General features: G+C 42.8%; 26 protein-coding genes. All 26 read left to right on the top strand.

What is annotated here, in order from left to right:
• Window positions 1–22 precede the first annotated feature (22 nt).
• The 26 genes from fliM (at window position 23) to J7I80_RS10125 (ending at window position 23,829) form a co-directional block, all read left to right on the top strand.
• Complete coding sequence (gene fliM, locus J7I80_RS10250; protein WP_214738157.1) at window positions 23–1,024, top strand: flagellar motor switch protein FliM; 1,002 nt, start codon at window positions 23–25, stop codon at window positions 1,022–1,024.
• Window positions 1,011–2,276 (top strand): flagellar motor switch phosphatase FliY, encoded by a 1,266-nt coding sequence (fliY, locus tag J7I80_RS10245; RefSeq protein WP_214738221.1) that lies wholly within the window; start codon window positions 1,011–1,013, stop codon window positions 2,274–2,276. The genes fliM and fliY overlap by 14 nt, the downstream gene beginning before the upstream one ends.
• Window positions 2,277–2,294: 18 nt before the next feature.
• The gene (locus tag J7I80_RS10240; RefSeq protein ID WP_041967240.1) at window positions 2,295–2,657 is read left to right on the top strand and encodes a response regulator; all 363 of its coding nucleotides are present in this window, start codon (window positions 2,295–2,297) and stop codon (window positions 2,655–2,657) included.
• 31 nt (window positions 2,658–2,688) lie between these two features.
• A complete protein-coding gene (locus tag J7I80_RS10235) occupies window positions 2,689–3,345 on the top strand; it encodes a flagellar biosynthetic protein FliO (protein WP_251027698.1) in 657 nt (218 codons plus the stop codon).
• Window positions 3,338–4,003 carry a flagellar type III secretion system pore protein FliP gene (fliP, locus tag J7I80_RS10230; protein WP_214738155.1) on the top strand — a complete coding sequence of 222 codons (666 nt, stop codon included), beginning with the start codon at window positions 3,338–3,340 and terminating at the stop codon, window positions 4,001–4,003. Before J7I80_RS10235 ends, fliP begins: the two co-directional genes overlap by 8 nt.
• 14 nt (window positions 4,004–4,017) lie before the next feature.
• A complete protein-coding gene (gene fliQ, locus J7I80_RS10225; protein WP_192470346.1) occupies window positions 4,018–4,287 on the top strand; it encodes a flagellar biosynthesis protein FliQ in 270 nt (89 codons plus the stop codon).
• Between the two features lie 4 nt (window positions 4,288–4,291).
• Window positions 4,292–5,068 carry a flagellar biosynthetic protein FliR gene (fliR, locus tag J7I80_RS10220; protein ID WP_214738154.1) on the top strand — a complete coding sequence of 259 codons (777 nt, stop codon included), beginning with the start codon at window positions 4,292–4,294 and terminating at the stop codon, window positions 5,066–5,068.
• A complete protein-coding gene (flhB, locus tag J7I80_RS10215) occupies window positions 5,069–6,154 on the top strand; it encodes a flagellar biosynthesis protein FlhB (protein ID WP_214738151.1) in 1,086 nt (361 codons plus the stop codon).
• Window positions 6,155–6,189: 35 nt separating this feature from the next.
• The gene (flhA, locus tag J7I80_RS10210) at window positions 6,190–8,226 is read left to right on the top strand and encodes a flagellar biosynthesis protein FlhA (RefSeq protein WP_214738149.1); all 2,037 of its coding nucleotides are present in this window, start codon (window positions 6,190–6,192) and stop codon (window positions 8,224–8,226) included.
• Window positions 8,223–9,401, top strand: coding sequence for a flagellar biosynthesis GTPase FlhF (flhF, locus tag J7I80_RS10205; RefSeq protein ID WP_214738147.1), 1,179 nt, complete (start codon window positions 8,223–8,225; stop codon window positions 9,399–9,401). The genes flhA and flhF overlap by 4 nt, the downstream gene beginning before the upstream one ends.
• On the top strand, window positions 9,394–10,260 hold the full coding sequence (locus J7I80_RS10200; protein ID WP_214738145.1) for a MinD/ParA family protein: 867 nt from the start codon (window positions 9,394–9,396) through the stop codon (window positions 10,258–10,260). The genes flhF and J7I80_RS10200 overlap by 8 nt, the downstream gene beginning before the upstream one ends.
• A 7-nt stretch (window positions 10,261–10,267) precedes the next feature.
• Window positions 10,268–11,353 carry a protein-glutamate methylesterase/protein-glutamine glutaminase gene (locus tag J7I80_RS10195; RefSeq protein ID WP_214738143.1) on the top strand — a complete coding sequence of 362 codons (1,086 nt, stop codon included), beginning with the start codon at window positions 10,268–10,270 and terminating at the stop codon, window positions 11,351–11,353.
• A gap of 19 nt (window positions 11,354–11,372) precedes the next feature.
• On the top strand, window positions 11,373–13,430 hold the full coding sequence (locus J7I80_RS10190; RefSeq protein WP_214738141.1) for a chemotaxis protein CheA: 2,058 nt from the start codon (window positions 11,373–11,375) through the stop codon (window positions 13,428–13,430).
• A gap of 45 nt (window positions 13,431–13,475) precedes the next feature.
• A complete protein-coding gene (locus J7I80_RS10185) occupies window positions 13,476–13,931 on the top strand; it encodes a chemotaxis protein CheW (protein WP_214738139.1) in 456 nt (151 codons plus the stop codon).
• A 17-nt stretch (window positions 13,932–13,948) separates the two neighbouring features.
• Window positions 13,949–14,590, top strand: coding sequence for a chemotaxis protein CheC (locus J7I80_RS10180; protein ID WP_214738137.1), 642 nt, complete (start codon window positions 13,949–13,951; stop codon window positions 14,588–14,590).
• Entirely contained in the window at window positions 14,583–15,080 is a 498-nt protein-coding gene (locus tag J7I80_RS10175) for a chemotaxis protein CheD (protein WP_214738135.1), read from the top strand. The genes J7I80_RS10180 and J7I80_RS10175 overlap by 8 nt, the downstream gene beginning before the upstream one ends.
• Window positions 15,081–15,145: 65 nt before the next feature.
• A complete protein-coding gene (locus tag J7I80_RS10170) occupies window positions 15,146–15,907 on the top strand; it encodes a FliA/WhiG family RNA polymerase sigma factor (RefSeq protein WP_214738133.1) in 762 nt (253 codons plus the stop codon).
• A 19-nt stretch (window positions 15,908–15,926) separates the two neighbouring features.
• Window positions 15,927–17,309: a flagellar assembly protein A gene (locus tag J7I80_RS10165; RefSeq protein ID WP_214738131.1), complete on the top strand. Its 1,383-nt coding sequence runs from the start codon at window positions 15,927–15,929 to the stop codon at window positions 17,307–17,309.
• Between the two features lie 4 nt (window positions 17,310–17,313).
• A complete protein-coding gene (locus J7I80_RS10160) occupies window positions 17,314–17,625 on the top strand; it encodes a hypothetical protein (protein WP_214738128.1) in 312 nt (103 codons plus the stop codon).
• A gap of 9 nt (window positions 17,626–17,634) precedes the next feature.
• The gene (locus J7I80_RS10155; protein ID WP_214738126.1) at window positions 17,635–18,204 is read left to right on the top strand and encodes a hypothetical protein; all 570 of its coding nucleotides are present in this window, start codon (window positions 17,635–17,637) and stop codon (window positions 18,202–18,204) included.
• 144 nt (window positions 18,205–18,348) lie between these two features.
• Window positions 18,349–19,059: a 30S ribosomal protein S2 gene (gene rpsB / locus J7I80_RS10150; protein ID WP_192470361.1), complete on the top strand. Its 711-nt coding sequence runs from the start codon at window positions 18,349–18,351 to the stop codon at window positions 19,057–19,059.
• Between the two features lie 149 nt (window positions 19,060–19,208).
• Window positions 19,209–20,093 carry a translation elongation factor Ts gene (tsf, locus tag J7I80_RS10145; protein ID WP_214738124.1) on the top strand — a complete coding sequence of 295 codons (885 nt, stop codon included), beginning with the start codon at window positions 19,209–19,211 and terminating at the stop codon, window positions 20,091–20,093.
• A gap of 126 nt (window positions 20,094–20,219) precedes the next feature.
• The gene (gene pyrH / locus J7I80_RS10140; RefSeq protein ID WP_167831722.1) at window positions 20,220–20,945 is read left to right on the top strand and encodes a UMP kinase; all 726 of its coding nucleotides are present in this window, start codon (window positions 20,220–20,222) and stop codon (window positions 20,943–20,945) included.
• Complete coding sequence (gene frr / locus J7I80_RS10135; protein ID WP_214738122.1) at window positions 20,945–21,502, top strand: ribosome recycling factor; 558 nt, start codon at window positions 20,945–20,947, stop codon at window positions 21,500–21,502. The genes pyrH and frr overlap by 1 nt, the downstream gene beginning before the upstream one ends.
• Window positions 21,503–22,244: 742 nt before the next feature.
• Window positions 22,245–23,021: an undecaprenyl pyrophosphate synthase gene (locus J7I80_RS10130; RefSeq protein ID WP_214738119.1), complete on the top strand. Its 777-nt coding sequence runs from the start codon at window positions 22,245–22,247 to the stop codon at window positions 23,019–23,021.
• 19 nt (window positions 23,022–23,040) lie between these two features.
• Window positions 23,041–23,829, top strand: a complete 789-nt coding sequence (locus J7I80_RS10125; RefSeq protein WP_214738117.1) for a phosphatidate cytidylyltransferase — start codon at window positions 23,041–23,043, stop codon at window positions 23,827–23,829.

Here is a 23,829-nt window from a genome sequence, read left to right as displayed (position 1 = left end):
TAACTATATGGAGGTGAGGAGCATGTCGGGAGATGTATTGTCGCAAAGCGAAATTGATGCTTTGTTATCAGCATTATCAACAGGAGAAATGGATGCGGATGAATTAAAGAAAGAACAAGTAGAAAAAAGGGTTAAAGTTTATGATTTTAGAAGAGCTTTGCGTTTCTCGAAAGATCAAATCCGCAGCCTTACCCGAATCCATGAAAACTTTTCCAGGTTATTGACTACTTTTTTCTCCGCCCAGTTAAGGACATATGTAAACATCAGTGTCGCGTCAGCAGACCAGATCCCATACGAGGAATTTATCCGGTCCATTCCCAAAATGACGATATTGAATGTTTTTGATGTAGAACCACTGGAGGGCAGGATCCTGATGGAGGTCAACCCTAACATTGCATACGCAATGATGGACAGGCTGCTTGGAGGAAAAGGCTCAAGCCATAATAAAGTCGATAGCTTGACAGAAATCGAAACCAGGATCATGTCCAGTATGTTTGAGAAAGCTTTTGAAAATTTCAGGGAAGCTTGGGGGTCAATTTCCGATATCGATCCGCAGCTTTCGGAATTTGAAATCAATCCGCAATTTTTGCAAATGGTTTCCCCGAATGAAACCGTAGTGGTGATTTCGTTGAACACTACAATCGGTGAAGCAAGCGGAATGATTAATATATGCATACCGCATGTCGTTCTGGAGCCAATCATTCCTAAATTGTCAGTGAAATATTGGATGCAGTCCGATAAGAAACAAAGCTTGCCAATTGAAAATTCAGTACTGCAGAGTGAAATCCAAAAGGCTGATGTCTCAATTACAGCGGAAATAGGGTCGTCCGAAATCTCGATTCAGGACTTCCTGATGCTTGATATAGGCGATGTAATTGAACTGAATCAGCAAATAGACCAGCCTTTACTGATAAAAGTCGGAGATATCCCTAAATTTGTTGGACAGCCAGGGAAATTGAACAAAAAGTTAGCCATTCAAGTGTTTGATACATTTAAGGGAGGAGACGATGATGGTGAGCGATGACATGTTATCTCAAGATGAAATCGATGCGCTTCTTAGAGGAACCTCTGATGAAGCAGAAGAAACAGAAAGTACAATGAATGTGGATGACTATTTTTCTTTTATGGAAAGAGATGCGTTAGGAGAAATAGGCAATATATCATTTGGCAGTTCAGCTACCGCACTATCAACTTTATTAAACCAGAAGGTAGAAATTAATACCCCTACGGTTACAGTGGTGCACAAGTCGAAATTGGAAGATGCTTTTCCAGATCCTTATGTGGCCGTCCAGGTTCATTACACAGAAGGTTTTACCGGCAGCAATATGCTTGTCATCCAGCAGAATGACGCGGCAATCATCGCCGATTTAATGCTGGGCGGCGATGGATTGAACCCAAGGGATTTACTGGACGAAATCCAGCTGAGTGCCGTACAAGAGGCAATGAACCAGATGATGGGATCTGCGGCTACCTCCATGTCGACAGTCTTTAGCAAAAGAGTTGATATTTCACCTCCCAATATCAATCTGTTGAATGTCATTGAAGGTGAAGGCACTGAATCGATTCCTGAGGATGATATTTTGGTTAAGGTCTCATTCTCGTTAAAAATCGGTAATTTAATAGATTCAAATATTATGCAGCTTTTGCCAGTCACTTTCGCCAAAAGCCTGGTTGACGAACTCTTGAATCCAGGAGCAGCCCAGGAGGCAGTACCGGAAAAACCGTCACCGGCTATCCCGCAAAGTCATCCGGTTGAACATAGCAAAATGAATCCTATTCAGGAAAACCAAAATAATGCCCACTATCAACCAGTGCAACAGCCGGAATATCAAGGGCATCAGGAGCCTGCTTATTATCAGCAGCCAACCTATCAAAATGTTCCACAACAACATGGCTATTCTCAACCGATGCAATCGGGACCACAGCATTTTGGCAATGTGATGACTGGCGCACAGCCTACGGTCCAGCCAGCAGTGTTTTCCAGCTTCGAATCATCACAGCCACAGCAGGCGGAAACAAAGAACCTGGATATGCTGCTAGATATCCCGCTTCAGGTAACTGTTGAACTGGGCAGAACGAAGCGCTCAGTCAGAGACATCCTTGAGCTGGGATCCGGTTCAATCATCGAACTGGACAAACTCGCTGGCGAACCAGTCGATATCCTGGTTAACAATCGATTGATTGCCCAGGGAGAAGTAGTAGTTATTGATGAGAATTTTGGTGTCCGTGTTACTGATATAATCAGCCAGAGCGACCGCATTAAAAAATTAAAATAATCTTCAGGGGGAATTTCAATGGCGAACAAGATTTTAGTCGTAGACGATGCGGCTTTCATGAGAATGATGATTAAGGACATTTTGACAAAAAACGGCTTTGAAGTCGTCGCAGAAGCAGCAGACGGTGCACAGGCACTTGAAAAATATAAAGAATTCCAGCCTGACCTTGTCACAATGGATATTACCATGCCGGAAATGGATGGCATCACTTCATTAAAGGAAATCAAAAAAATCAATCCGAACGCAAAGGTCATCATGTGTTCAGCAATGGGCCAGCAAGCGATGGTCATCGATGCGATCCAGGCAGGAGCTAAAGATTTCATCGTAAAACCATTCCAGGCAGACCGTGTTATTGAAGCGATTTCCAAAACACTAAGCTAGTGAACTTTTATCATTTAGAGGGTGCGGCAAATTGTTAAGATTAATCCGAACTGCCTCGACAATTCTTTTCTTATTAGCTGCTCTGATCAGTCCAATTGGCTTGGTGAGCGCAGAGCAGCTAAATAAAAGCGTGCAGGATTGTATGAATAACCCTGAGTCGTGTGATGATGGACAGGCAGATAAGACAACAAAGCAATCAGACGATAAAAAATCCAAGGTAGGGGTCGGTTTTCTTGATTTTCTCAGGATGATCCTTGCTACTGCCTTTGTGGCAGCATTAATCTACTTCCTCCTCAAATTCATCAATAAAAAGAGCCTGACGTATAAAAGCTCGCAGCTTGTTGAAAATCTTGGAGGTACAAGCTTGGGAGCCAACAGATCGGTTCAGATTGTAAAAGCGGGCAATAAACTTCTCATTGTTGGCGTGGGAGAGAATATACAGCTGTTAAAAGAAATAGACGACCCGGAAGAGTACAGCCAAGTCATCCAGGATTATAACAATAAAATGGAGCAGCTTGTACAGCCAAGCGATATTGTGACAAAGTTGCTTAAAAGAGCGAAAAGAGATGGCGGCAATCAGCGTTCCGAATTTTCCGCATTGCTGAAGAATCAGCTGAATGATATGGCAAGCGGAAGAAAGAAAATGCTTGAGGAGATACAGAAGAAAGGGTCAGAAAAAAATGAATGAGTTTATGGAGTTTTTCAACAGCAGTGCTCCTGAGAGTGTATCAACATCCGTAAAGCTGATGCTCCTGCTGACTGTCCTTTCGATTGCGCCAGGCATCTTGATTTTAATGACAAGTTTTACAAGGATCATCATCGTTCTTTCCTTTGTCAGAACGGCGCTTGCAACACAGCAAATGCCGCCTAACCAGGTGTTGGTCGGGCTTGCGATGTTCCTGTCATTCTTTATCATGGCACCTACTTTTCATGAAGTGAATGAACAAGCTCTGACTCCTTTATTTAATGAAGAAATCAATTTGGAGCAAGCGTATGACAGGGCTTCAATACCTTTCAAGGAATTCATGAGTGCCCATACGAGGCAAAAGGATTTAGCTTTATTTCTTGAATATTCAAAGGCTGAAACTCCTGAATCGGTTCAGGATATCCCTTTGACTGCCCTTGTTCCTGCATTTGCCATCAGTGAAATCAAAACAGCTTTCCAGATTGGATTTATGATTTTCATCCCTTTTCTGGTGATCGACATGGTAGTGGCTAGTGTCCTGATGTCCATGGGTATGATGATGCTTCCGCCGGTTATGATTTCCCTTCCATTTAAGATTTTACTTTTTGTCATGGTAGATGGATGGTATTTAGTCGTGAAATCATTATTACAAAGTTTTTAAGCAGGTGAATGAAAATGACATCAGAAGGTGTTATCTCAATAGCAGAACGAGGAATTTATACAGTTTTAATGATTTCAGGTCCATTGTTGATTCTAGCACTGGTAGTTGGTTTGATCGTCAGTATTTTTCAGGCAACTACGCAGATCCAGGAACAGACACTGGCTTTCGTGCCAAAGATTGTGGCCGTGCTGGTCGGAGTCGTTTTCTTTGGTCCATGGATGCTAAGTTATATGCTGAGCTATGCGACGGAGATTTTTTCGAATCTTACTAGGTTTGTAGGCTGATGAGATGCTAGATTTCATTCCATCGTTTCCGGCATTCCTGCTGATTTTTGTAAGGGTGACATCCTTTTTCTTGATGATGCCATTATTTTCATATCGGACGATTCCCGCGTCTCATAAAGTAGGGCTTGGATTCATGCTTTCTATCATCATGTTTACAGCAATAGGAGCCCCTGAAATCGCAATAGACAGCACGTACTTCCTGCTGGTCATCAAAGAAGCAATGGTTGGTTTATTCATAGGCTTCATTGCAGCATTGATGATGGCTGCCATCCAGATTGCCGGGGGTTTCATAGATTTCCAGATGGGCTTTGCAATTGCAAATGTCATCGATCCGCAGACAGGGGCACAGAGTCCTCTGATGGGTCAGTATTTATATACGATTGCTCTTTTGTTTTTACTGACAGTAAACGGCCATCATCTGTTGATGGATGGCATCTTTTACAGTTATGATTTTATCCCGATCGATCAGGTGGCCATACCGTTTGGGAATGAAAATATCGCGGAATTCATCATCCTGTCTTTCAATAAAATGTTCATTATTGCCTTCCAGATGTCCTTGCCGGTGGTCGGCAGCTTGTTCCTGGTTGATGTTGCCCTTGGAATTGTAGCAAGGACCGTCCCGCAATTGAATATATTCGTTGTCGGACTGCCAGTGAAAATCGGTGTAAGCTTTCTCGTACTTATTGCGGTAATGGGCGTGCTGATCATGGTTATAACGGATCTGTTTTCCACTACTCTTGCGACAATGAGGGGTTTGATGGAATTGATCGGAGGAGCTTAAATGGAGTATTTAAGGTTAGACCTGCAGTATTTTGCCGGTGAAAAAACAGAAAAAGCGACTCCCAAAAAGAGACAGGACGCTCGGAAAAAAGGACAGGTTGCCAAAAGCCAGGACGTCAATACTGCCATTGTCCTTCTTGCTGTGTTTTTGTTTTTGATGTTTTTTGGCAGTGTGATGATGGAGAGACTTATCGGTGTCCTTCGCCATTCCTTGCAAAACTATATGTTAATGGATTTGACTGCGAATAATATCGAATCTATTGTAATTGAAATATTGGCTGAATTGGTCATCTTCCTGGGTCCTGTCATGATCGTCGCTTTGATCGCAGGGGTTGCTGCCAACTACATCCAAGTCGGCTATATGTTTTCGACTGAAGCAATCCAAATGAAACTTGAGAAAATCAATCCGATCAGCGGCTTCAAGAGAATTTTTTCAATGAGGGCAATCGTTGAATTGCTAAAATCGATCCTTAAAATCACCTTCGTAGGCGTGGTCGCTTTCTCAGTCCTGTGGTTGCGGTTGGACGAGGTACTTCTCCTCGCTAATAAGAGTGTTGGTGCTGCATTGGCAACTATTGCAGGGCTGACGCTCCAAATGGGCCTTTTTGCTTCCGGAGCATTGCTATTTTTATCATTATTGGATTATCTGTACCAAAAATATGATTATGAGAAAAGTATCCGCATGTCAAAGCAAGACTTGAAAGATGAGTACAAAAACATCGAAGGGGATCCTCTTATCAAGTCTAAGATTAAGCAGAAGCAAAGAGAGATGGCAATGCGGCGGATGATGCAAGAAGTTCCAAAAGCGGATGTGGTCATTACGAACCCGACTCACTTCGCGATCGCACTAAAGTATGACGAGCAGAAGGCTGATGCCCCGATCGTTGTGGCAAAGGGTGTCGACTTTGTTGCACAGAAGATTAAATTGATTGCCAAGGAAAATGAGATTATGTCTATCGAGAACCGTCCTTTGGCGAGGGCGTTATACAGCCAGGCTGAGATCGGTGATCCCATCCCTGAGGAGTTTTTCAAAGCGGTGGCTGAAATCCTGGCCTTTGTGTATCAAACAAAAAATAAAGTGCTGTAATTCTTCAGGTATGCAGTGTTTAGGAGAGAAGTAGTATGTCAGCAAGAGACCTGTCCGTCCTGCTTAGTGTCATCTTAATCGTAGCCATGTTGATCATTCCTTTTCCCCCATGGCTGTTAAGTGTACTAATCATGGTAAACATCTCAATTGCACTTCTGGTGCTGTTGAACACAATGAATATGACTGAACCGCTCCAGTTTTCTGTTTTTCCTTCACTGCTGCTGTTGTTAACTTTATTCAGACTTGGTTTGAATGTTTCAACAACACGATCCATCCTTTCAAAAGGTGAAGCTGGAGGGGTGGTTGAGACCTTCGGTACATTCGTTGTCGGGGGGAATGTTGTTGTCGGGATGGTAGTGTTCCTGATCTTGATCATCATCCAGTTCATTGTCATCACGAAGGGTTCCGAGCGTGTATCAGAGGTTGCAGCAAGGTTTACCCTTGATGCAATGCCTGGTAAGCAAATGAGTATTGATGCTGATTTGAATGCCGGGATGATTTCTGAACAGCAGGCACGAGAACGTCGTGAAAAAGTAAGTAGAGAAGCAGATTTTTACGGTGCGATGGATGGTGCTAGTAAATTCGTAAAGGGAGATGCCATCGCTGGAATCATCATCGTTCTGATCAACTTGATTTTTGGGATTGTTATCGGTATGACACAGCAAGGTCTTGGGATTGCAGATGCTGCGCAAAAATACTCCCTTTTGACAGTTGGTGACGGAATTGTCAGCCAGATCCCTGCACTTCTGATCTCGACAGCCACGGGTATAGTGGTCACTCGAGCTGCATCTGATGGGAACCTTGGAGTTGACATTACTTCACAGTTGCTGGCTTATCCTAAAATGCTGTATGTCGGTGCAGGAACGATTTTCCTGCTAGGGCTGTTTACGCCCATCCACGATTTGCTGACGATTCCGATTGCGGCATTGATGGCATTTGGCGGGTACTCCTTCTCCCGTGTTCCTGAGCCGGATAAGCAGCAGCTGCAGGAAATGGAAGAAGACATACAGATGGACGAGATGAAGAGTCCTGAGAGTGTGGTCAATCTATTGAATGTTGATCCGATTGAGTTTGAGTTCGGATATGGTTTGATACCTCTGGCCGACGCTAACCAGGGAGGAGATCTTCTGGACCGGATTGTCATGATCAGAAGGCAGCTGGCCATTGAGCTTGGACTAGTCATTCCAGTAGTCAGGATCCGGGACAATATCCAGCTTCAGCCTAATGAATACAGGCTGAAAATCAAAGGGAACGAAATGGCCAGGGGAGAATTGCTTCTCGATCATTATCTGGCAATGAGTCCTGGAATAGATGATGATTCTGTCGAAGGTATCGATACAATTGAACCAAGTTTCGGTTTGCCTGCTAAATGGATTACGGAAGAAATGAAGGAGCAGGCAGAAATATTTGGCTACACAGTAGTCGATCCGCCTTCAGTTGTTTCGACCCATATTACAGAAGTAATAAAGGCTAATGCACATGAACTTCTGGGCAGACAGGAAACGAAGCAGCTGATCGATCACCTTCGTGAAAGCTATCCGATCCTTGTTGAGGAAGCGACACCGAATCCTTTATCAGTTGGTGAAATCCAAAAAGTGCTGGGCAAGCTGCTTAGGGAAAATGTCTCAATCAGGAATTTGCCGATTATATTCGAAACACTTGCTGATTACGGAAAAGTGACAACTGATACAGACATCCTTGCTGAATACGTCCGTCAGGCACTTGCAAGACAAATCACGAACCAATATTCACGAAATGGTGAAACCCTGAAGGTGATTACACTATCGGGAAGGGTAGAAAAGGTGGTTGCGGAAGGTGTTCAGCAAACAGAGCACGGAAACTACCTGTCCCTGGACCCTGCAGTCTCTCAAGGAATACTGGAATCTGTGGCAAACCAGGTAGAGCAATTGAGCATAATGGAGCAAACACCGATTATACTTTGTTCACCTGCGGTCCGGATGTATGTGCGTCAGCTGACAGAAAGGTATTTTGCGCAAATCCCTGTATTGTCTTATAACGAACTTGAAGCAAATGTCGAAGTCCAAAGTGTCGGGGTGGTGAATGTAGAATGAAAGTGAAAAAGTATACAGCTTCATCCATGCCTGAAGCAATGAAACTCGTCAGGGGAGAGCTGGGCAATGAGGCAGTGATTCTTAATTCCCGTGTCGTCCAGACCGGAGGATTCATGGGCTTTTTTAAGAAAAATAGCATTGAGGTTATTGCTGCCATCGATCCAGACACGGACTTAAGTACAAAGGCAGCCAGTGTGGATCAACTAGGTAAATTTACTCGCCCTGTGGTAATGAGAGAAGTATCTAAAAAGGGTTCACCAACTGTTCAGTTGAAACCTGTAATGGAAACACCGCAAAAAGCCGACAAGGAACTTCTGAAAGAAATTTCACAGCTGAAGGAATTGCTAAAGGAATCAGGAAAAATCGAAGGAGTCTCATTACCAGAACCAATCAGCAGGCAAATTCAGTTCCTAAGGGATATGGATATAAATCAAGAGACCATTGATGAATTTGCTGGATTCCTTCTTGAGAAATGGTATCTCGGCGGAGCGGCTGCAAGTGAAGCAGAAATAACCGAATGGTGTGCGCTCGCAATTGAAGAAAAGCTTTCTCCTCTTGCATTCGAAGGAATTTCTTTTAAAAGGAAATTTGTCAATGTCATTGGGCCGACAGGCGTTGGAAAAACGACTACCCTGGCCAAAATCGCTGCTGATTGTGTATTGAAGCACCAGAAGAAAGTTGCTTTTATCACCACAGACACCTATCGAATTGCTGCTATTGAGCAGTTGAAAACATATGCGAAAATTCTCGATGTCCCAATAGAAGTTTGCTACAACATGGAGGATTTCAAGGCTGCCACAGATAAATTCGCAGACTATGACCTTGTCTTCATCGATACAGCAGGACGTAATTTCAGAAATCAAAAGTATGTCAACGACCTAAAAGATGTCATCGATTTCGGAAAGGATATGGAAACTTATCTTGTCCTGGCATTGACGGCAAAACAAAGAGATATGGAGGAAATCCGGCAGCAATTTTCGCTGATCCATATTGATAAATTCATTTTCACAAAACTTGATGAAACTTCGGTATACGGAGCAATGCTCAATATGGCGTTGAAATTTTCAACTGGAGTTGCCTATTTGACCAATGGACAAGATGTGCCAGATGACCTGATCGAGGCAAAGCCAAATATTATTGCAAATACTATTCTTGGAGTCAGCACCTATGAATGACCAGGCAGAAAAATTAAGAAACCGACTTAAAACGAACACTCTCGCCAAGGAAGCGAAAACACTCGCTGTGGTCAGCGGAAAAGGCGGAGTCGGGAAATCGAATTTCTCGCTCAACTTCTCAATTTCCCTCGCCAAAAAAGGCTATAAGGTCTTACTGTTTGATCTGGATATCGGTATGGGGAATATCGAGATTTTGATGGGGAAAAGTTCTTCACTCTCCATTGCCGATTTTCTTTCAGGAAAATCATCGATGGAGGAGGTAATTTTTCAGGGACCGCACGGTGTCGAATATATCTCAGGCGGGACAGGCTTAAGCCAATTAGTCAGGATGGACCGTGCTGGCGTCGATTACTTCATCTCTAGTTTAAGTGAAGTTCTGAGAAAGTATGATTATCTGATTTTTGATATGGGAGCCGGCTTGACCGAGGAGACTTTATCGATCCTTCTGTCTGTCAACGAGATATTCGTCATCACTACGACAGAGCCTACATCCCTGATGGATGCATACGCTACTATGAAATACATCCACCTTGCAGATTCAGAATTGCCTTTCTATTTGGTTGTCAACAGGGCTGGTTCTGTCAAAGAAGGCAACGATACGATGGACAGACTGGACGATGTTCTTGGGAAATTTTTAGGAAGGACACCGATCAAGCTTGGAATGCTGCCGGATGATAAAACTGTACAGGAAGCAGTAAAACGCCAGATTCCATTTACAATGTTCAATGAACGGTCACAAGCTTCTAAAGGAATGGCAGCGATTATCGAAAAATATATCAATAATGCGAGCTACAATGCCGAAAAGAGAGATAACAGGAGTTTTACATCTAGATTGAAGCAATTCCTTTTCGAAAGGTAGTGGTCGAGTGGCAAAAACTAGAGTTCTCATCGTAGATGATTCAGCTTTCATGCGTAAGCTGATCAGCGACTTTCTATCAGAACACCCGGAGATTGAGGTTATTGGCACGGCTCGTAATGGAGAGGATGCCATTAAGAAATGCCGGGAATTCCGTCCTGATGTCATTACACTTGACGTGGAAATGCCGAAACTAAATGGGTTGGAAGTATTGAAGCTGATCATGAAGGAGCACCCGCTGCCGGTTGTTATGCTTTCTAGCACCACGAAAGAAGGCGCGGACACGACGCTGCAGGCGATTCAGGCGGGTGCTGTGGATTTTGTGGCCAAGCCGTCAGGATCCATTTCAATAGATTTACATAAAATCAAAACAGAGTTAATCCAAAAAGTGTTATCGGCAAGCAAAGCTAATCTAACAAAAATAAACTTCCTGGAAGATTCAAATACTGTTGGAAAGAAATTGGAGAGTTCCCTAGATTCAGAGATAAAGCCAGCAAGCAACGTAACAACCAGGGGATTTACCCAATCCAAAAAGATTGTCTGCATTGGAACTTCTACCGGGGGGCCAAGAGCATTGCAGCAAGTTATAACTTCATTGCCAAAAGGTTTGGAGGTACCAATCCTTATCGTCCAGCACATGCCGCCCGGTTTTACCAAGTCACTTGCCAATCGACTGGATTCCTTAAGCCAGATTAGAGTCAAGGAAGCGGAAGATGGCGAGCTTTTACAAAAAGGGACTGCATATATAGCTCCGGGAGGCTTTCACTTAAAGGTTAAAAGTTTAGGTTCATCGCTGGCAATCAGTCTTAGCCAATCACCGCCTCGAAATGGACATCGTCCTTCCGTTGATGTGATGTTCGAGTCTATGAGTACCATCAAGAACTACTCTAAAATTGCTGTCATCATGACAGGAATGGGGGCAGATGGGTCCAAGGGACTGGTTGAAATGAAAAAGTACGGCATAGTAAAAGCAATCGCCGAATCCCAGGAAACGTCAATTGTTTTCGGAATGCCAAAAGCAGCAATAGCAACGAATATGGTTGATGAGGTAGCGGATGTAGAGAACATCGCACAATCGATCATGAATTATATATGAGGCCGGAGGTGCTGTGCACATGGAATTGAATCAATATCTTGAAGTCTTTATTGAAGAAAGTAAAGAACATTTGCAGGCCTGTAATGAACAAGTATTGGAATTAGAGAAAAATCCCCAGGATTTATCAATCATTAATGAAATTTTCAGGTCGGCTCATACTCTTAAAGGGATGTCAGCGACAATGGGTTACGAGGATCTGGCAAGTCTTACACATCAAATGGAAAATGTACTTGATGGGATAAGGAATAACAGATTGGCGACAACACCTGAAATAATTGATGTTATTTTCATGGCTGTTGATCACCTTGAAGACATGGTCCAGGCAATTGCGGCTGGAGGCGATGGTAAAAAGGACGTCACTGAAACAGTTGAAAAGTTAAAACTGATTGAAAAAGGGGAATCGCTGTCAAGTTCCGCTAATAAGGAAGTTGCCGTTGCAGCCGTTTTAGAAGCCAAGCAGCAATCCCATTATGATGAATTTGAACTGACTGTTTTAAAACAGTCCAAAGAACAAGGCTTCGGTGTTTATGAAATTGGGATCGCTTTGCGTGAAGATTGCTTGCTGAAAGCTGCTCGAGTCTATATGGTTTTTGAGGTATTGGAGAAGATCGGTGAAGTAATCAAAGCAAACCCTTCGGTAGAGCAGCTGGAGGAAGAACAATTTGATCATGAATTTTCGATTACGATTGTCTCCAAAGAGGATCCGGAGGATATTAAAAGCAAAATCATGAAAGTTTCAGAGGTTGTCAAAACCGACCTTAAGTCATTAGAGTTTGATGATGAGAATGATGATCCGAAAGGTGAAGTTCTGCCAAAATCAAATGGCCATGAGGTATCTGATTCAACTGCTTCGGACCTAACTCAATCGATTGGATCTGAAGTGGCGCCGGTTCATGATAAAAAAGGCGGTGCCAAACAGCCAGTAAATAGCAGCAAAACAATAAGAGTGAATATTGAACGTCTCGATATTCTAATGAATTTATTTGAAGAGCTTGTCATTGATCGCGGCAGACTCGAGCAAATCTCCAAAGATTTGGATAATGGTGAACTTACTGAAACGGTCGAAAGGATGTCCAGGATATCCGGCGACTTGCAAAATATTATTCTGAATATGAGGATGGTTCAGGTAGAAACGGTATTCAACCGCTTCCCGAGAATGATTCGTCAGTTAGCAAGAGACTTAAACAAAAAGATCAACCTCGAAATCGTTGGTGCTGAGACAGAATTGGATCGGACAGTAATTGACGAAATTGGTGATCCGTTAGTGCATTTGTTGAGAAATTCAGTCGACCATGGAATTGAATCACCTGAAGTGCGCAGGGCAAAGGGCAAGAACGAAGAGGGCACGGTGGTGCTTCGCGCTTTCCACAGCGGCAATCATGTATTCATTGAAATTGAGGATGATGGTGCCGGAATCAGCAGGGATAAAGTTTTACAGAAGGCCATCAGCAAGGGAATCATCACCGAACAATCTGCTGCAGGCTTCACTGATAAACAGGCATATGAATTAATCCTTTCATCTGGCTTCTCTACCGCGGAGAAAATATCTGATATCTCCGGGCGTGGAGTAGGTTTGGATGTTGTCAAGAATACAATCGAATCTTTGGGAGGCTCTATTTCAATTGATTCAAAGGAAAATGAGGGAACTATTTTCTCCATCCAGCTTCCTCTGACATTGTCAATCATTTCGGTGATGTTAGTCGAAATCCAGAAAGAAAAATTCGCGATTCCTTTGTCATCAATCATTGAGACAGCCATAATCAAAGAAACTGATATCATGAATGCACATAATCAAAAGGTGATTGATTTTAGAGGCAAGGTCGTGCCATTGCTGTTCTTAAAGGATATCTTCGAGGTACCGTCAGAACATAATGAAGATCAATTCCACTCGGTCATCATCGTTCGAAAAGGAGATAAAATGGCTGGGTTGATTGTTGACTCATTCATTGGACAGCAAGAAGTAGTCCTTAAATCATTAGGAAATTATTTAACGAATGTTTTTGCGATCTCGGGTGCAACAATCCTTGGAGATGGACAGGTAGCATTGATTGTGGATTGCAATGCCTTAATTAAATAGATTCCTTGTTAATACAATGACGATGATATTTTGGGAGTGAGAAAAGTGGCTGAAAATTTGGTGTCAGACTTAAAAGTAATCGTGTTCCAGTTGAATGATAAAGAATACGGTGTTCCTGTAAGCCAGGTTAAGTCGATTGAAAAGATCATGCATATTACAAGGGTGCCTCATACGAATCCCTTTGTAAAAGGGGTAATGAACCTTCGGGGAGTAGTAACTCCTCTATTAGATTTGAGAGTCAGGTTTGGAATGGGAGAACAAGCATACACAGAAGGAACTCGTGTGATTATTGTTTCTATAGAAGATAAAGAAGTTGGCTTGATTGTAGATGGGGCAAATGATGTCATCGATATCCCGACAAGCAAGATTGAACCTCCTCCTGAGGTCGTTGGTTTAGAGGCAGAAGGCTATATAGATGGAGTGGCCAACTTGGATAAAAGGTTATTGATTTTAATAGATTTGCACAAAATCCTTGAAACCGATGAAGTAAAGGCTTTGTAAGTGAAGGGAATAGAACTATGACTTTTCTAAAAAGCATTTCGGACATCCACCTCGACATTTTAAAAGAGGTTGGAAATATTGGAGCAGGACATGCTGCAACGGCTTTATCAACTTTATTGAATAAAAAAATTGATATGAAGGTGCCCAGAGTCAGGGTCGTATCCTTTGATGAAGTCATGGAACTTGCTGGCGGGGCGGACAATGTCGTGGCGAGTGTATTTCTTCGAATAGAAGGCGATGCCCCGGGAAGCATGTTTTTTATCCTTCCGCTCCCACAGGCAGAGAAGTATATCGGCCAACTAATAAAAAAACAGTCATTCTCTTTTTCAGAAGAACAGGATAATGAGCTGGCACTGTCTGCTCTCCAGGAACTAGGGAATATTTTATCTGGTTCATATCTTTCGTCACTATCAGATTTCACCAAGCTGAGCCTGTATCCATCCGTTCCGGCTTTAAGCATAGATATGGTAGGAGCCGTCATCAGTTTCGGACTATTGGAATTATCCCAGGTGAGTGATTATGCGATCGTAATAGATACGGCGTTGGATGAAGAAGATGCTCAGATGCCTGACAGTGTGAATGGACATTTCTTCCTGTTGCCGGACCCTGATTCATTCCATATCATCTTCTCCGCGCTAGGGGTAAGGCTTGATGTATAAAACCGCTGAAATCATCAAAGTTGGTATTGCTGATATGAACATTGTTAAAGTTCCGGATTTAATACGGACCACAGGTCTTGGTTCCTGTGTCGGCGTGGTTTTGTATGATCAGGCAAGAGAAGTCGCGGGCATGGCGCATATCATGCTGCCTGATTCGTCTTTGTCGCGGGCAGAGCCGCTGAATAAAGCAAAATTTGCTAATACGGCCATCAAGGAACTTTTAGATGGCCTGATGAGAGTCGGTGCTAGACCTTCAGGAATTAAGGCCAAGATTGCTGGAGGTGCACAAATGTTCCAGTTTTCCGGAAGCAGTGACATGATGAGAATCGGGCCAAGGAATGTTGAAGCAGTCTTAAAGGAATTGAAGGAGCTCAGGATTCCGGTTATAGCCCAGGATGTAGGCGGAAATAGCGGAAGGACGATTGAGTTTGATCCAAAAACCGGTTTGATGCAGATCAGGACTGTTAATAAAGGGAATAGTGAGATTTAATTCGTTGAATTTAAATTGTAAGCAGCTTCCAAGAATAATGCGTAATGCGCGTGAGGAGGATGACAATGGTACGAGGATCCACGTCGGAAGAACAGGTAACATGGGATAAATGGGTACAGTTCCGTGATCCGGATGCGGGTAATTTACTGATAAAAAAATATATGCCACTTGTTTCCTACCATGTGCAAAGAATCTCAGTGAGTCTTCCGAAAAGTGTGTCTAGAGATGATTTAAGAAGCCTTGGCATGATTGGTTTATATGATGCTCTGGAAAAATTCGATCCGAACAGGGATTTGAAATTTGATACATATTCTTCTTTCCGGATTCGCGGAGCAATATTAGATGGATTAAGAAAGGAAGACTGGCTGCCTAGAAGTACCAGGGAAAAAGCAAAAAAGATTGATGCAGCCATCGAGAGACTGGAACAGCGATATATGCGCAATGCGACCATCGAAGAAATTGCCAGTGAACTGAACATGGAAGAGACCGAGATTTACACCACAATAAATGAACATTTTTTTGCGAATGTTCTATCGATAGATGAACATCCAATTGAAAATGATGAACGGGACAACCAGTCATTCGTAATAAAGGATGAAAAAGCTGAAATCCCTGAAGATAAACTTTTAAAGTCTGAAATGCTGGAAGAGATAGCTGAAAAAGTCTCGAAATTAAATGACAAAGAACAACTCGTCTTGAGTTTGTTTTACAAAGAGGAATTAACGCTGACTGAGATTGGACAAGTCATGAATCTTTCAACCTCAAGGATCTCTCAGATTCATTCAAAAGCGATCTTTAAACTGAGAAAATGGCTAGAGACAGCTTAACAGAAGGCAGGAGATCAACTTGGCGACTGAGTATAAGATAAGGTTTTCACAGGACAGGCTTACTGCTGAATTGATTCTGGATACCGAAAATAAAGAATTGGCTTTTTCCATAGAGGAATTAATGGATATTTTAGAAGCTGAAAAGATCGTTTTTGGTGTCAAAAGGGATCTGTTAACGCAAATCTCAGAGAACCCTTATTCTTTTGGGTATCCAGTCACCATTGCTGCTGGAGAGCCAAAAGTGGATGGTGCAGATGCGTATTTGCATAACGAACTCCATCATAACAGTCGTCCTGACCATAAAGTTTTTAATTTTCGTTCCGTTATGCATATTCCCTCAGTGAGAAAAGGCCAGTTGTTGGCTTCTGTGGTCCCGCCTATGAATGGAAACCATGGGACAGATGTCTCTGGGAGGATGATTCCTGCAAAGCCAGGGCGTCCCATCCGGGTGAAGCCGGGAAATAATGTAATGTTTGAATCCGGTCAGTTCTTTGCAAATTGCGATGGACAAGTCAGCATTACTGATAAAGCAATCTCGGTCAATCCAGTATTCGAGGTTAATGGTGATCTGGATTTACGGACAGGCAATATTGATTTTGTCGGGAACATTACTATTAGAGGGAATGTACCCAGCGGATATGAGCTGAAAGCTGGCGGAGATATCGTAGTGGACGGTCTTGTTGAAGCAGCCCATCTTCATGCAGAAGGCAATATCATAATTAAAGGCGGCGTGGCCGGAGCCATGAAAGGGAAGGTTACAGCCGGAGGGAATCTGCTGGCGAATTATCTCAACCAGGCCAATGTTAAAGCGGGACAGGATATTATTGTGAAGTCATCCATACTGCACAGTAAACTGACTGCTTCTGGAAATGTAGATTGCCGTACAGGCACAATCATCGGGGGAACCATCTCTGCCGGGCGAAATATTTTCGTCAAGGAATTAGGCAATGAGCTTTTTACGAAAACAGAGTTAGCTGTCGGCTGGGATCCCTTGCTTGAACAAGCGGAAATCGAAACTCTTCAATCCATCGAAACAGCAAAAGACAATATTAGAAAACTCACAGAAATCGAAGTGAAGTTGGTCGAAATCGGCAGCCGGGCAGGCGGTCTTAAGGCAGAACAGCAGCAAATGATCTCGAAGCAGCGCAATACCAGGCGGAATGTTGAAACTGGTTTAGCGGAATTGGTCGCTGAACTTGAGTTCCTAAAAATGGAAAAGCAGGACAGATTATACTCATCCTTGCATGTATTAGAAAGAGTATTCCCCAATACGAAGGTGTTTTTCGGGAAGTATGCGATCCTGACAAACCAGCTTTATAAGAAAGTTAGTTTTCATCTAGAAAATAGCGAGATCTCGATTCATCCAATAGTAGAGAAAGAAAGTTTAATAGTCAGGAAGTGACATGATGAGCCTCAAAGCAATCGAAATGCAGATTGCGCTTCCGAGGACACATGATGCCGGCAAGATTCAGGAACAACTTCAGCAGCGAGGACAGCATCTTCAGGAGCATGCGGCACAAAGTGTGACAAAGGAAGATGACTTAAAGCGCAAAACCGTGGTTAAAAATAATCAAAAACAAGAAGCCCGCCTGAATCAGGAGGGCAGCCCATCAGGCAAGCAGCAGCAAAATGGCCGGCGAGATCAAAAGAATAAGAATGATCAACCCGAACAGCCACACCACCCATATAAAGGGAAGGTGATTGATTACAGCGGATAGAGGGATGTTATGACCACTTTTCTACTACTCTTAAGCCTCATGTTAAACGGTGCAGCAATCTTCGCAATCATCCTATTATATTTACGGCAAAACCGGCTCGCAGAAGCAGAGAAAAAGCAGGGGAAAATCATCAAGGAGATTGAAGAAGTATTTACAGCTTACCTTTTTGAATTGAAAGAAGAAAATGATAAATTTCTTGAATTGATGACTGCAACAAACATTCAAAAGCAATCTGGCGGTAAAAAGGCTGCCCCGATTGAAGCAGCAGAAGAAAAGCAGGAAGCAGTTGCTGAAGAAGTAAGTAAGGAAACGAACCAGCGTCTTGGCAAAGGAATTTCCTACCATGCTGCCAAGAAGGCATACCAGCAGAACCATGTACCAGTTCCATCTGATTCAAATGATAAAATTTATATGGAAATTCCCGAAGATAATAGTGAACCCAGACCATTAAGTTTTGTTGATCAGGTTGTGCACATGAAAAAACAGGGATTGACGATCGAAGAAATTGCTAGGGATTTGGATAAAGGGAAAACCGAAATAGAACTTTTGCTTAAATTTCGCCAAAATACGCAAGAATAACTTGAATGTCCGTTTTATTTATGCTATATTATCTCATGGTGTTAATACACACGTTCATTGATTCGGTCAGATGGTGCTGTTTCGGCAGTTCCTGGCTGAAGATGATTTGGACGGAGGAAATCAAAACCATTAGGAGGAAACACAATGTCAGTAATTTCTATGAAACAACTGCTTGAAGCTGGTGTACACTTCGGTCACCAGACTCGCCGTTGGAACCCTAAGATGAAGAAGTACATCTTCACTGAGCGTAACGGCATCTACATCATCGACCTTCAAAAGACTGTTAAGAAGGTTGAAGAAGCATACAACTACGTGAAGGAACTAGCTGGTAACGGCGGTACTGTTCTTTTCGTAGGTACTAAGAAACAAGCTCAAGATTCTGTTAAAGAAGAAGCAGCTCGTTCTGGTATGTACTATGTTAACCAACGCTGGTTGGGTGGTACTCTAACTAACTTCGAAACAATCCAAAAGCGTATCTCTCGTCTAAAGAACATCGAAAGAATGTCTGAAGACGGAACTTTTGAAGTACTTCCTAAGAAAGAAGTAGTTCAATTGAAGAAAGAGCAAGAGCGTTTAGAAAAGTTCTTGGGCGGAATCAAGGACATGAAGGGCCTTCCAGATGCTCTTTTCATCATTGACCCACGCAAAGAGCGCATCGCTGTTGCTGAAGCACGCAAATTGAACATTCCTATCGTGGGAATTGTTGATACAAACTGTGATCCAGACGAAATCGACGTAGTTATCCCTGCGAACGATGACGCGATCCGCGCTGTTAAATTGCTGACTTCTAAAATGGCTGACGCTATTATCGAAGCTAAGCAAGGCGAAGAAACTACAGAAACTGTAGAAGCTTAATTTAAAATAAGGTGATATAGGGAAGCACCCTTTATCACCTTTTTTTAAGACTTATATTCCATATAACTTCCATTGGGGTTTATATTGGCGAAATCAAGTTAAAATAAAGTATAGTTACATATAACCGAGATTTTAGGAGGAATTTCATTATGGCAATTACTGCACAAATGGTTAAAGAATTGCGTGAAAAAACTGGCGCAGGTATGATGGACTGCAAAAAGGCTCTTCAAGAAACAAATGGTGATATGGATCAAGCGATCGACTTCCTTCGTGAAAAAGGAATCGCTAAAGCTGCGAAAAAAGCTGACCGCATCGCTGCTGAAGGTACAACTTACATCCTTACAGAGGGCAACGAAGCTGTACTCCTTGAAGTGAACTCTGAAACAGACTTCGTAGCAAAGAATGAAGGCTTCCAGGTTCTAGTTAAGGAAATCGCTGAGCACCTTCTTAAGAACAAGCCTGCTTCTGCTGAAGAAGCTAATGCTCAAACAATGGAAAATGGCGATACAGTTGAAACCCGCATCAACAATGCAATCGCTAAAATCGGTGAGAAGCTTTCCCTTCGCCGCTTTGAAGTAAAAACTAAGACTGATAACGATGCATTCGGTGCATACCTTCATATGGGAGGACGCATTGGCGTACTATCTGTTCTTGAAGGAACAACAGACGAAGCAGCTGCTAAAGACGTTTCCATGCACATCGCTGCATTGAACCCTAAATATGTATCACGTGACGAAGTATCTCAAGAAGAAGTTGAACACGAGCGTCAAATCCTTACACAACAAGCTCTTAACGAAGGCAAGCCAGAAAATATCGTTGCGAAAATGGTTGAAGGCCGCTTGAGCAAATATTTCGAAGATGTTTGTGTACTTGACCAGCCATTCGTTAAGAACCCTGACCAAAAAGTACGCCAGTTTGTTGAATCAAAAGGCGGAACACTTCGTGAGTTCACTCGTTATGAAGTAGGCGAAGGAATCGAAAAGCGTGAAGATAACTTTGCTGAAGAAGTAATGAACCAAGTTAACAAGAAATAATTTTTACTAGCCTATGTAATTGCAGGGAACACTCCAGTGTTCCCTGTTTTTGGACATAGCTTTAATTAGGCTTTTTCATCAGCAATTATGCTGCAGTAAGCCTGAAATTACATATGGAGGTACCCTATGACGAGCCCTAAATACAAAAGAGTTGTTTTAAAGTTAAGTGGAGAAGCATTAGCCGGAGAACAAGGATTTGGCATCAATCCGTCGGTAATTAAAAATGTTGCAGACCAGGTGAAGGAGATTGCGGAACTGGATGTTGAGGTCGCTGTTGTAGTAGGCGGAGGAAACATCTGGAGAGGCAAAATCGGAGAAGAAATGGGCATGGACAGAGCGACGGCAGACTATATGGGCATGCTCGCTACCGTCATGAATTCCCTGTCATTGCAAGACAGCCTGGAACAAGCGGGAATTGAGACAAGGGTTCAAACTTCCATCGAAATGCGTCAGGTAGCAGAGCCATACATAAGAAGAAGGGCAATCAGGCACCTGGAGAAAAAGCGCGTGGTCATTTTTGCAGCAGGAACAGGAAATCCGTACTTCTCAACGGATACTACCGCTGCATTGCGCGCAGCTGAGATCGAAGCAGATGTAATCCTTATGGCTAAGAATAACGTTGATGGCGTGTACTCAGCTGACCCGCGTGTTGACAAGAATGCTACTAAGTATGAAGAGCTCTCATACCTGGATGTGCTTAAGGAAGGCCTTGCTGTCATGGATTCAACGGCTTCATCCTTGTGTATGGACAATGATATCCCGTTAATTGTATTCTCTATTATGGAAAAAGGTAATATTAAACGAGCAGTTATGGGTGAAACAATCGGAACAACCGTGAGGGGGAAAAACTAATGCCAAAACAAGCAATTGCCAATGCGAAAGAAAGAATGTCTAAAGCGATCCAAGCTTATTCCCGCGAACTTGCCAGCATTCGTGCAGGGAGAGCAAGTGCCTCTCTTCTAGACAGAGTACAGGTGGAATACTATGGAGCACCAACTCCAGTCAATCAACTTGCTGGCATTTCTGTACCGGAAGCGCGTCTTTTGGTTATCCAGCCGTATGATAAGTCAATCCTTGGTGAGATTGAAAAAGCAATCCTGAAGTCTGATCTTGGCCTGAATCCTGCAAATGATGGATCAATCATCAGGATCGCGATTCCTCAACTGACTGAGGAGCGACGCAAGGACCTTGCAAAGCAAGTTAAAAAGGAAGCGGAAGAAGCAAAAATCGCTATCCGCAATATCCGTCGTGATGGAAATGAAGATCTGAAAAAGCTTGAGAAAAACGGCGAAATTACTGAAGATGACCTTCGTGGATATTCGGACGATATTCAAAAGCTGACAGACGAACACATTGCAAAAATCGATCAGATTACAAAAGACAAAGAAAAAGAAATTATGGAAGTGTAATCACTGCTTTTGCAGTCAACATCGAAAACCCTCTGTTTTCCAGGGGGTTTTTTCTCTATACATATACTGGTTGATAAAATGGAATTATACTTTAATTTGGCTGTGTTAAAGCTAATCGTATTTTAAGTTCTGTTGATTGGAGTGGAGGGCGCGCAGTCTTCTCCGAAAATGCTCCCGCATTTCCATCGTGCGTGGGCAGATTCGAGAAAGCCAATCAATGTCCTGCGGGATAAGCCGGACAGGTGAGACCCCGCAGACGCCAGCGGCGGCGAGGAGGCTCAGCTCCGGCCCCAAGGAAGAATTGCTTATGAAAAAGACGGCAGTTGGTCTTTTTCATATTCTTCCCACGGAAAGCGATGCGCCTGGAACGGAAATCAACAGTTTAATTTAACACAGCTAAAATTAAAACAATGAGTTTACGAAAACAGCCTGAATGATAGAATATAATAATATTGGCTGCAGTATTCTGTTTTACTTCATATGAACATATTCTGTATATAAGGCTCCTTTTGTATAAGGGCAGGCTAGGATTGAAGAATATTAATGTGAGACCATCCGTTTATAGAGATATCTTTTTTCTTTTTTGGTATGATAGTGGCATATGGAATTGAAGAGAGAAAAAAGATTTACTCTAACGCTTTTAATGAGCAGTCCAGCTTCAGCGCCAAATCGGTCCCTGCACAGTCAACGGGGATGAACGACTCATTGGAGCTAAAGATAATCTTTTGGGGGAGCTGTCACAATGTTAAATAAAATGAATCCGTGGAAAAAGGATCAAAATCCTGCCAGTTTCCAAGATCGTGTACTTCATATTAAAGAACATGAAGTCCCTTCTCATGTAGCCATCATAATGGATGGTAACGGACGCTGGGCTAAAAAGCGTGCTTTGCCCCGGGTTGCTGGCCATCATGAAGGCATGAAGGTTGTCCGTAAAATAACCAAGCTGGCCAATGAGCTTGGTGTCAAGACGCTAACTGTTTATGCTTTCTCTACTGAAAACTGGAAAAGGCCCAAAATGGAAGTGGATTTCCTTATGAAGCTACCCGAAGAATTTCTTGGCACTTTCCTTCCAGAATTAATTGAAGAAAATGTCCGTGTCGAAATGATTGGTTATATGGATAAGCTTCCGGAGCATACCAAAAGGGCGGTAGGGAAAGCGATGGAAGACACGAAGAATAACACCGGTCTTGTCTTGAACTTTGCCCTCAACTATGGCAGCCGTGGAGAAATCATTGACAGCGTCAAAAGAGTCATCGATGACGTGAAAAATGGTAAAATGGCTGAAAGTGAGTTGACGGAAGAAGTCTTTTCATCTTACTTGATGACTAAGGATTTGGATGATCCAGACTTGTTAATCAGGACCAGTGGAGAAATCCGCTTGAGCAATTTTATGCTTTGGCAGCTTGCATACACGGAGTTCTGGTTTACAGATGTTCTATGGCCGGACTTTGATGAAGAACACTTTGTCGAAGCAATTGAAGCATTCCAGGGCCGGCAGCGGCGTTTTGGAGGAGTATAAAAAAGGTGTGAATAAATAGATGAAGCAAAGAATCATTACAGCAGTCATAGCAGCAGCTGTTTTTCTTCCAATCGTTATTTTTGGAGGCTGGCCATTTATTGCAATGGTTTACCTAATAGCATCCGTAGCATTATATGAAGCATTAAAGATGAAGCATTTAAAGCTTTTCTCGGTTCCGGGCATTCTATCATTGTTGTTATTGTGGATTTTCCTGATACCCGAACAATATAGCGACCTTCTTGATGGATTTGATTATACAAAACTGGAGCTTTTCTTTCTTGGAGTGCTTTTATTTCTGACTTATACTGTCATAACTAAAAATCGCTTCACTTTTGAAGATGTTGCTTTTTCAATCATGTCAATACTCTATGTCGGGCTCGGCTTCTATTTCTTTATTGAAACTAGAGAAGAAAGCCTGATCTATGTGTTTTATTCACTATTCATTATCTGGGCTACCGATTCAGGAGCCTACTTTATCGGACGGGCAATTGGCAAACATAAGCTTTGGCCCGAAATCAGCCCGAACAAGACAACTGAAGGCTTTTTTGGCGGTGTAATATCTGCACTCGCAGTTGCTGCCCTGTTCAGTGTGTTCGGAGATATGAAAGTTCCGACTGTTATCCTGCTTATGGCGACAGCATTTTTATCAGTGTTCGGCCAAATTGGAGACCTTGTTGAGTCAGCACTGAAGCGACATTACAATGTTAAGGACTCAGGCAACATCCTTCCAGGACATGGAGGCATGCTTGACCGCTTCGACAGCTTGTTGTTTGTCTGGCCGTTAATCCACCTGTTCCATTTGTTATAA

Source organism: Bacillus sp. ISL-41, assembly GCF_018613235.1.
GTDB lineage: Bacteria > Bacillota > Bacilli > Bacillales > Cytobacillaceae > Mesobacillus.
Note: the sequence above shows the minus strand (reverse complement) of the source record. Positions and strands in the feature narration are given on the sequence as shown.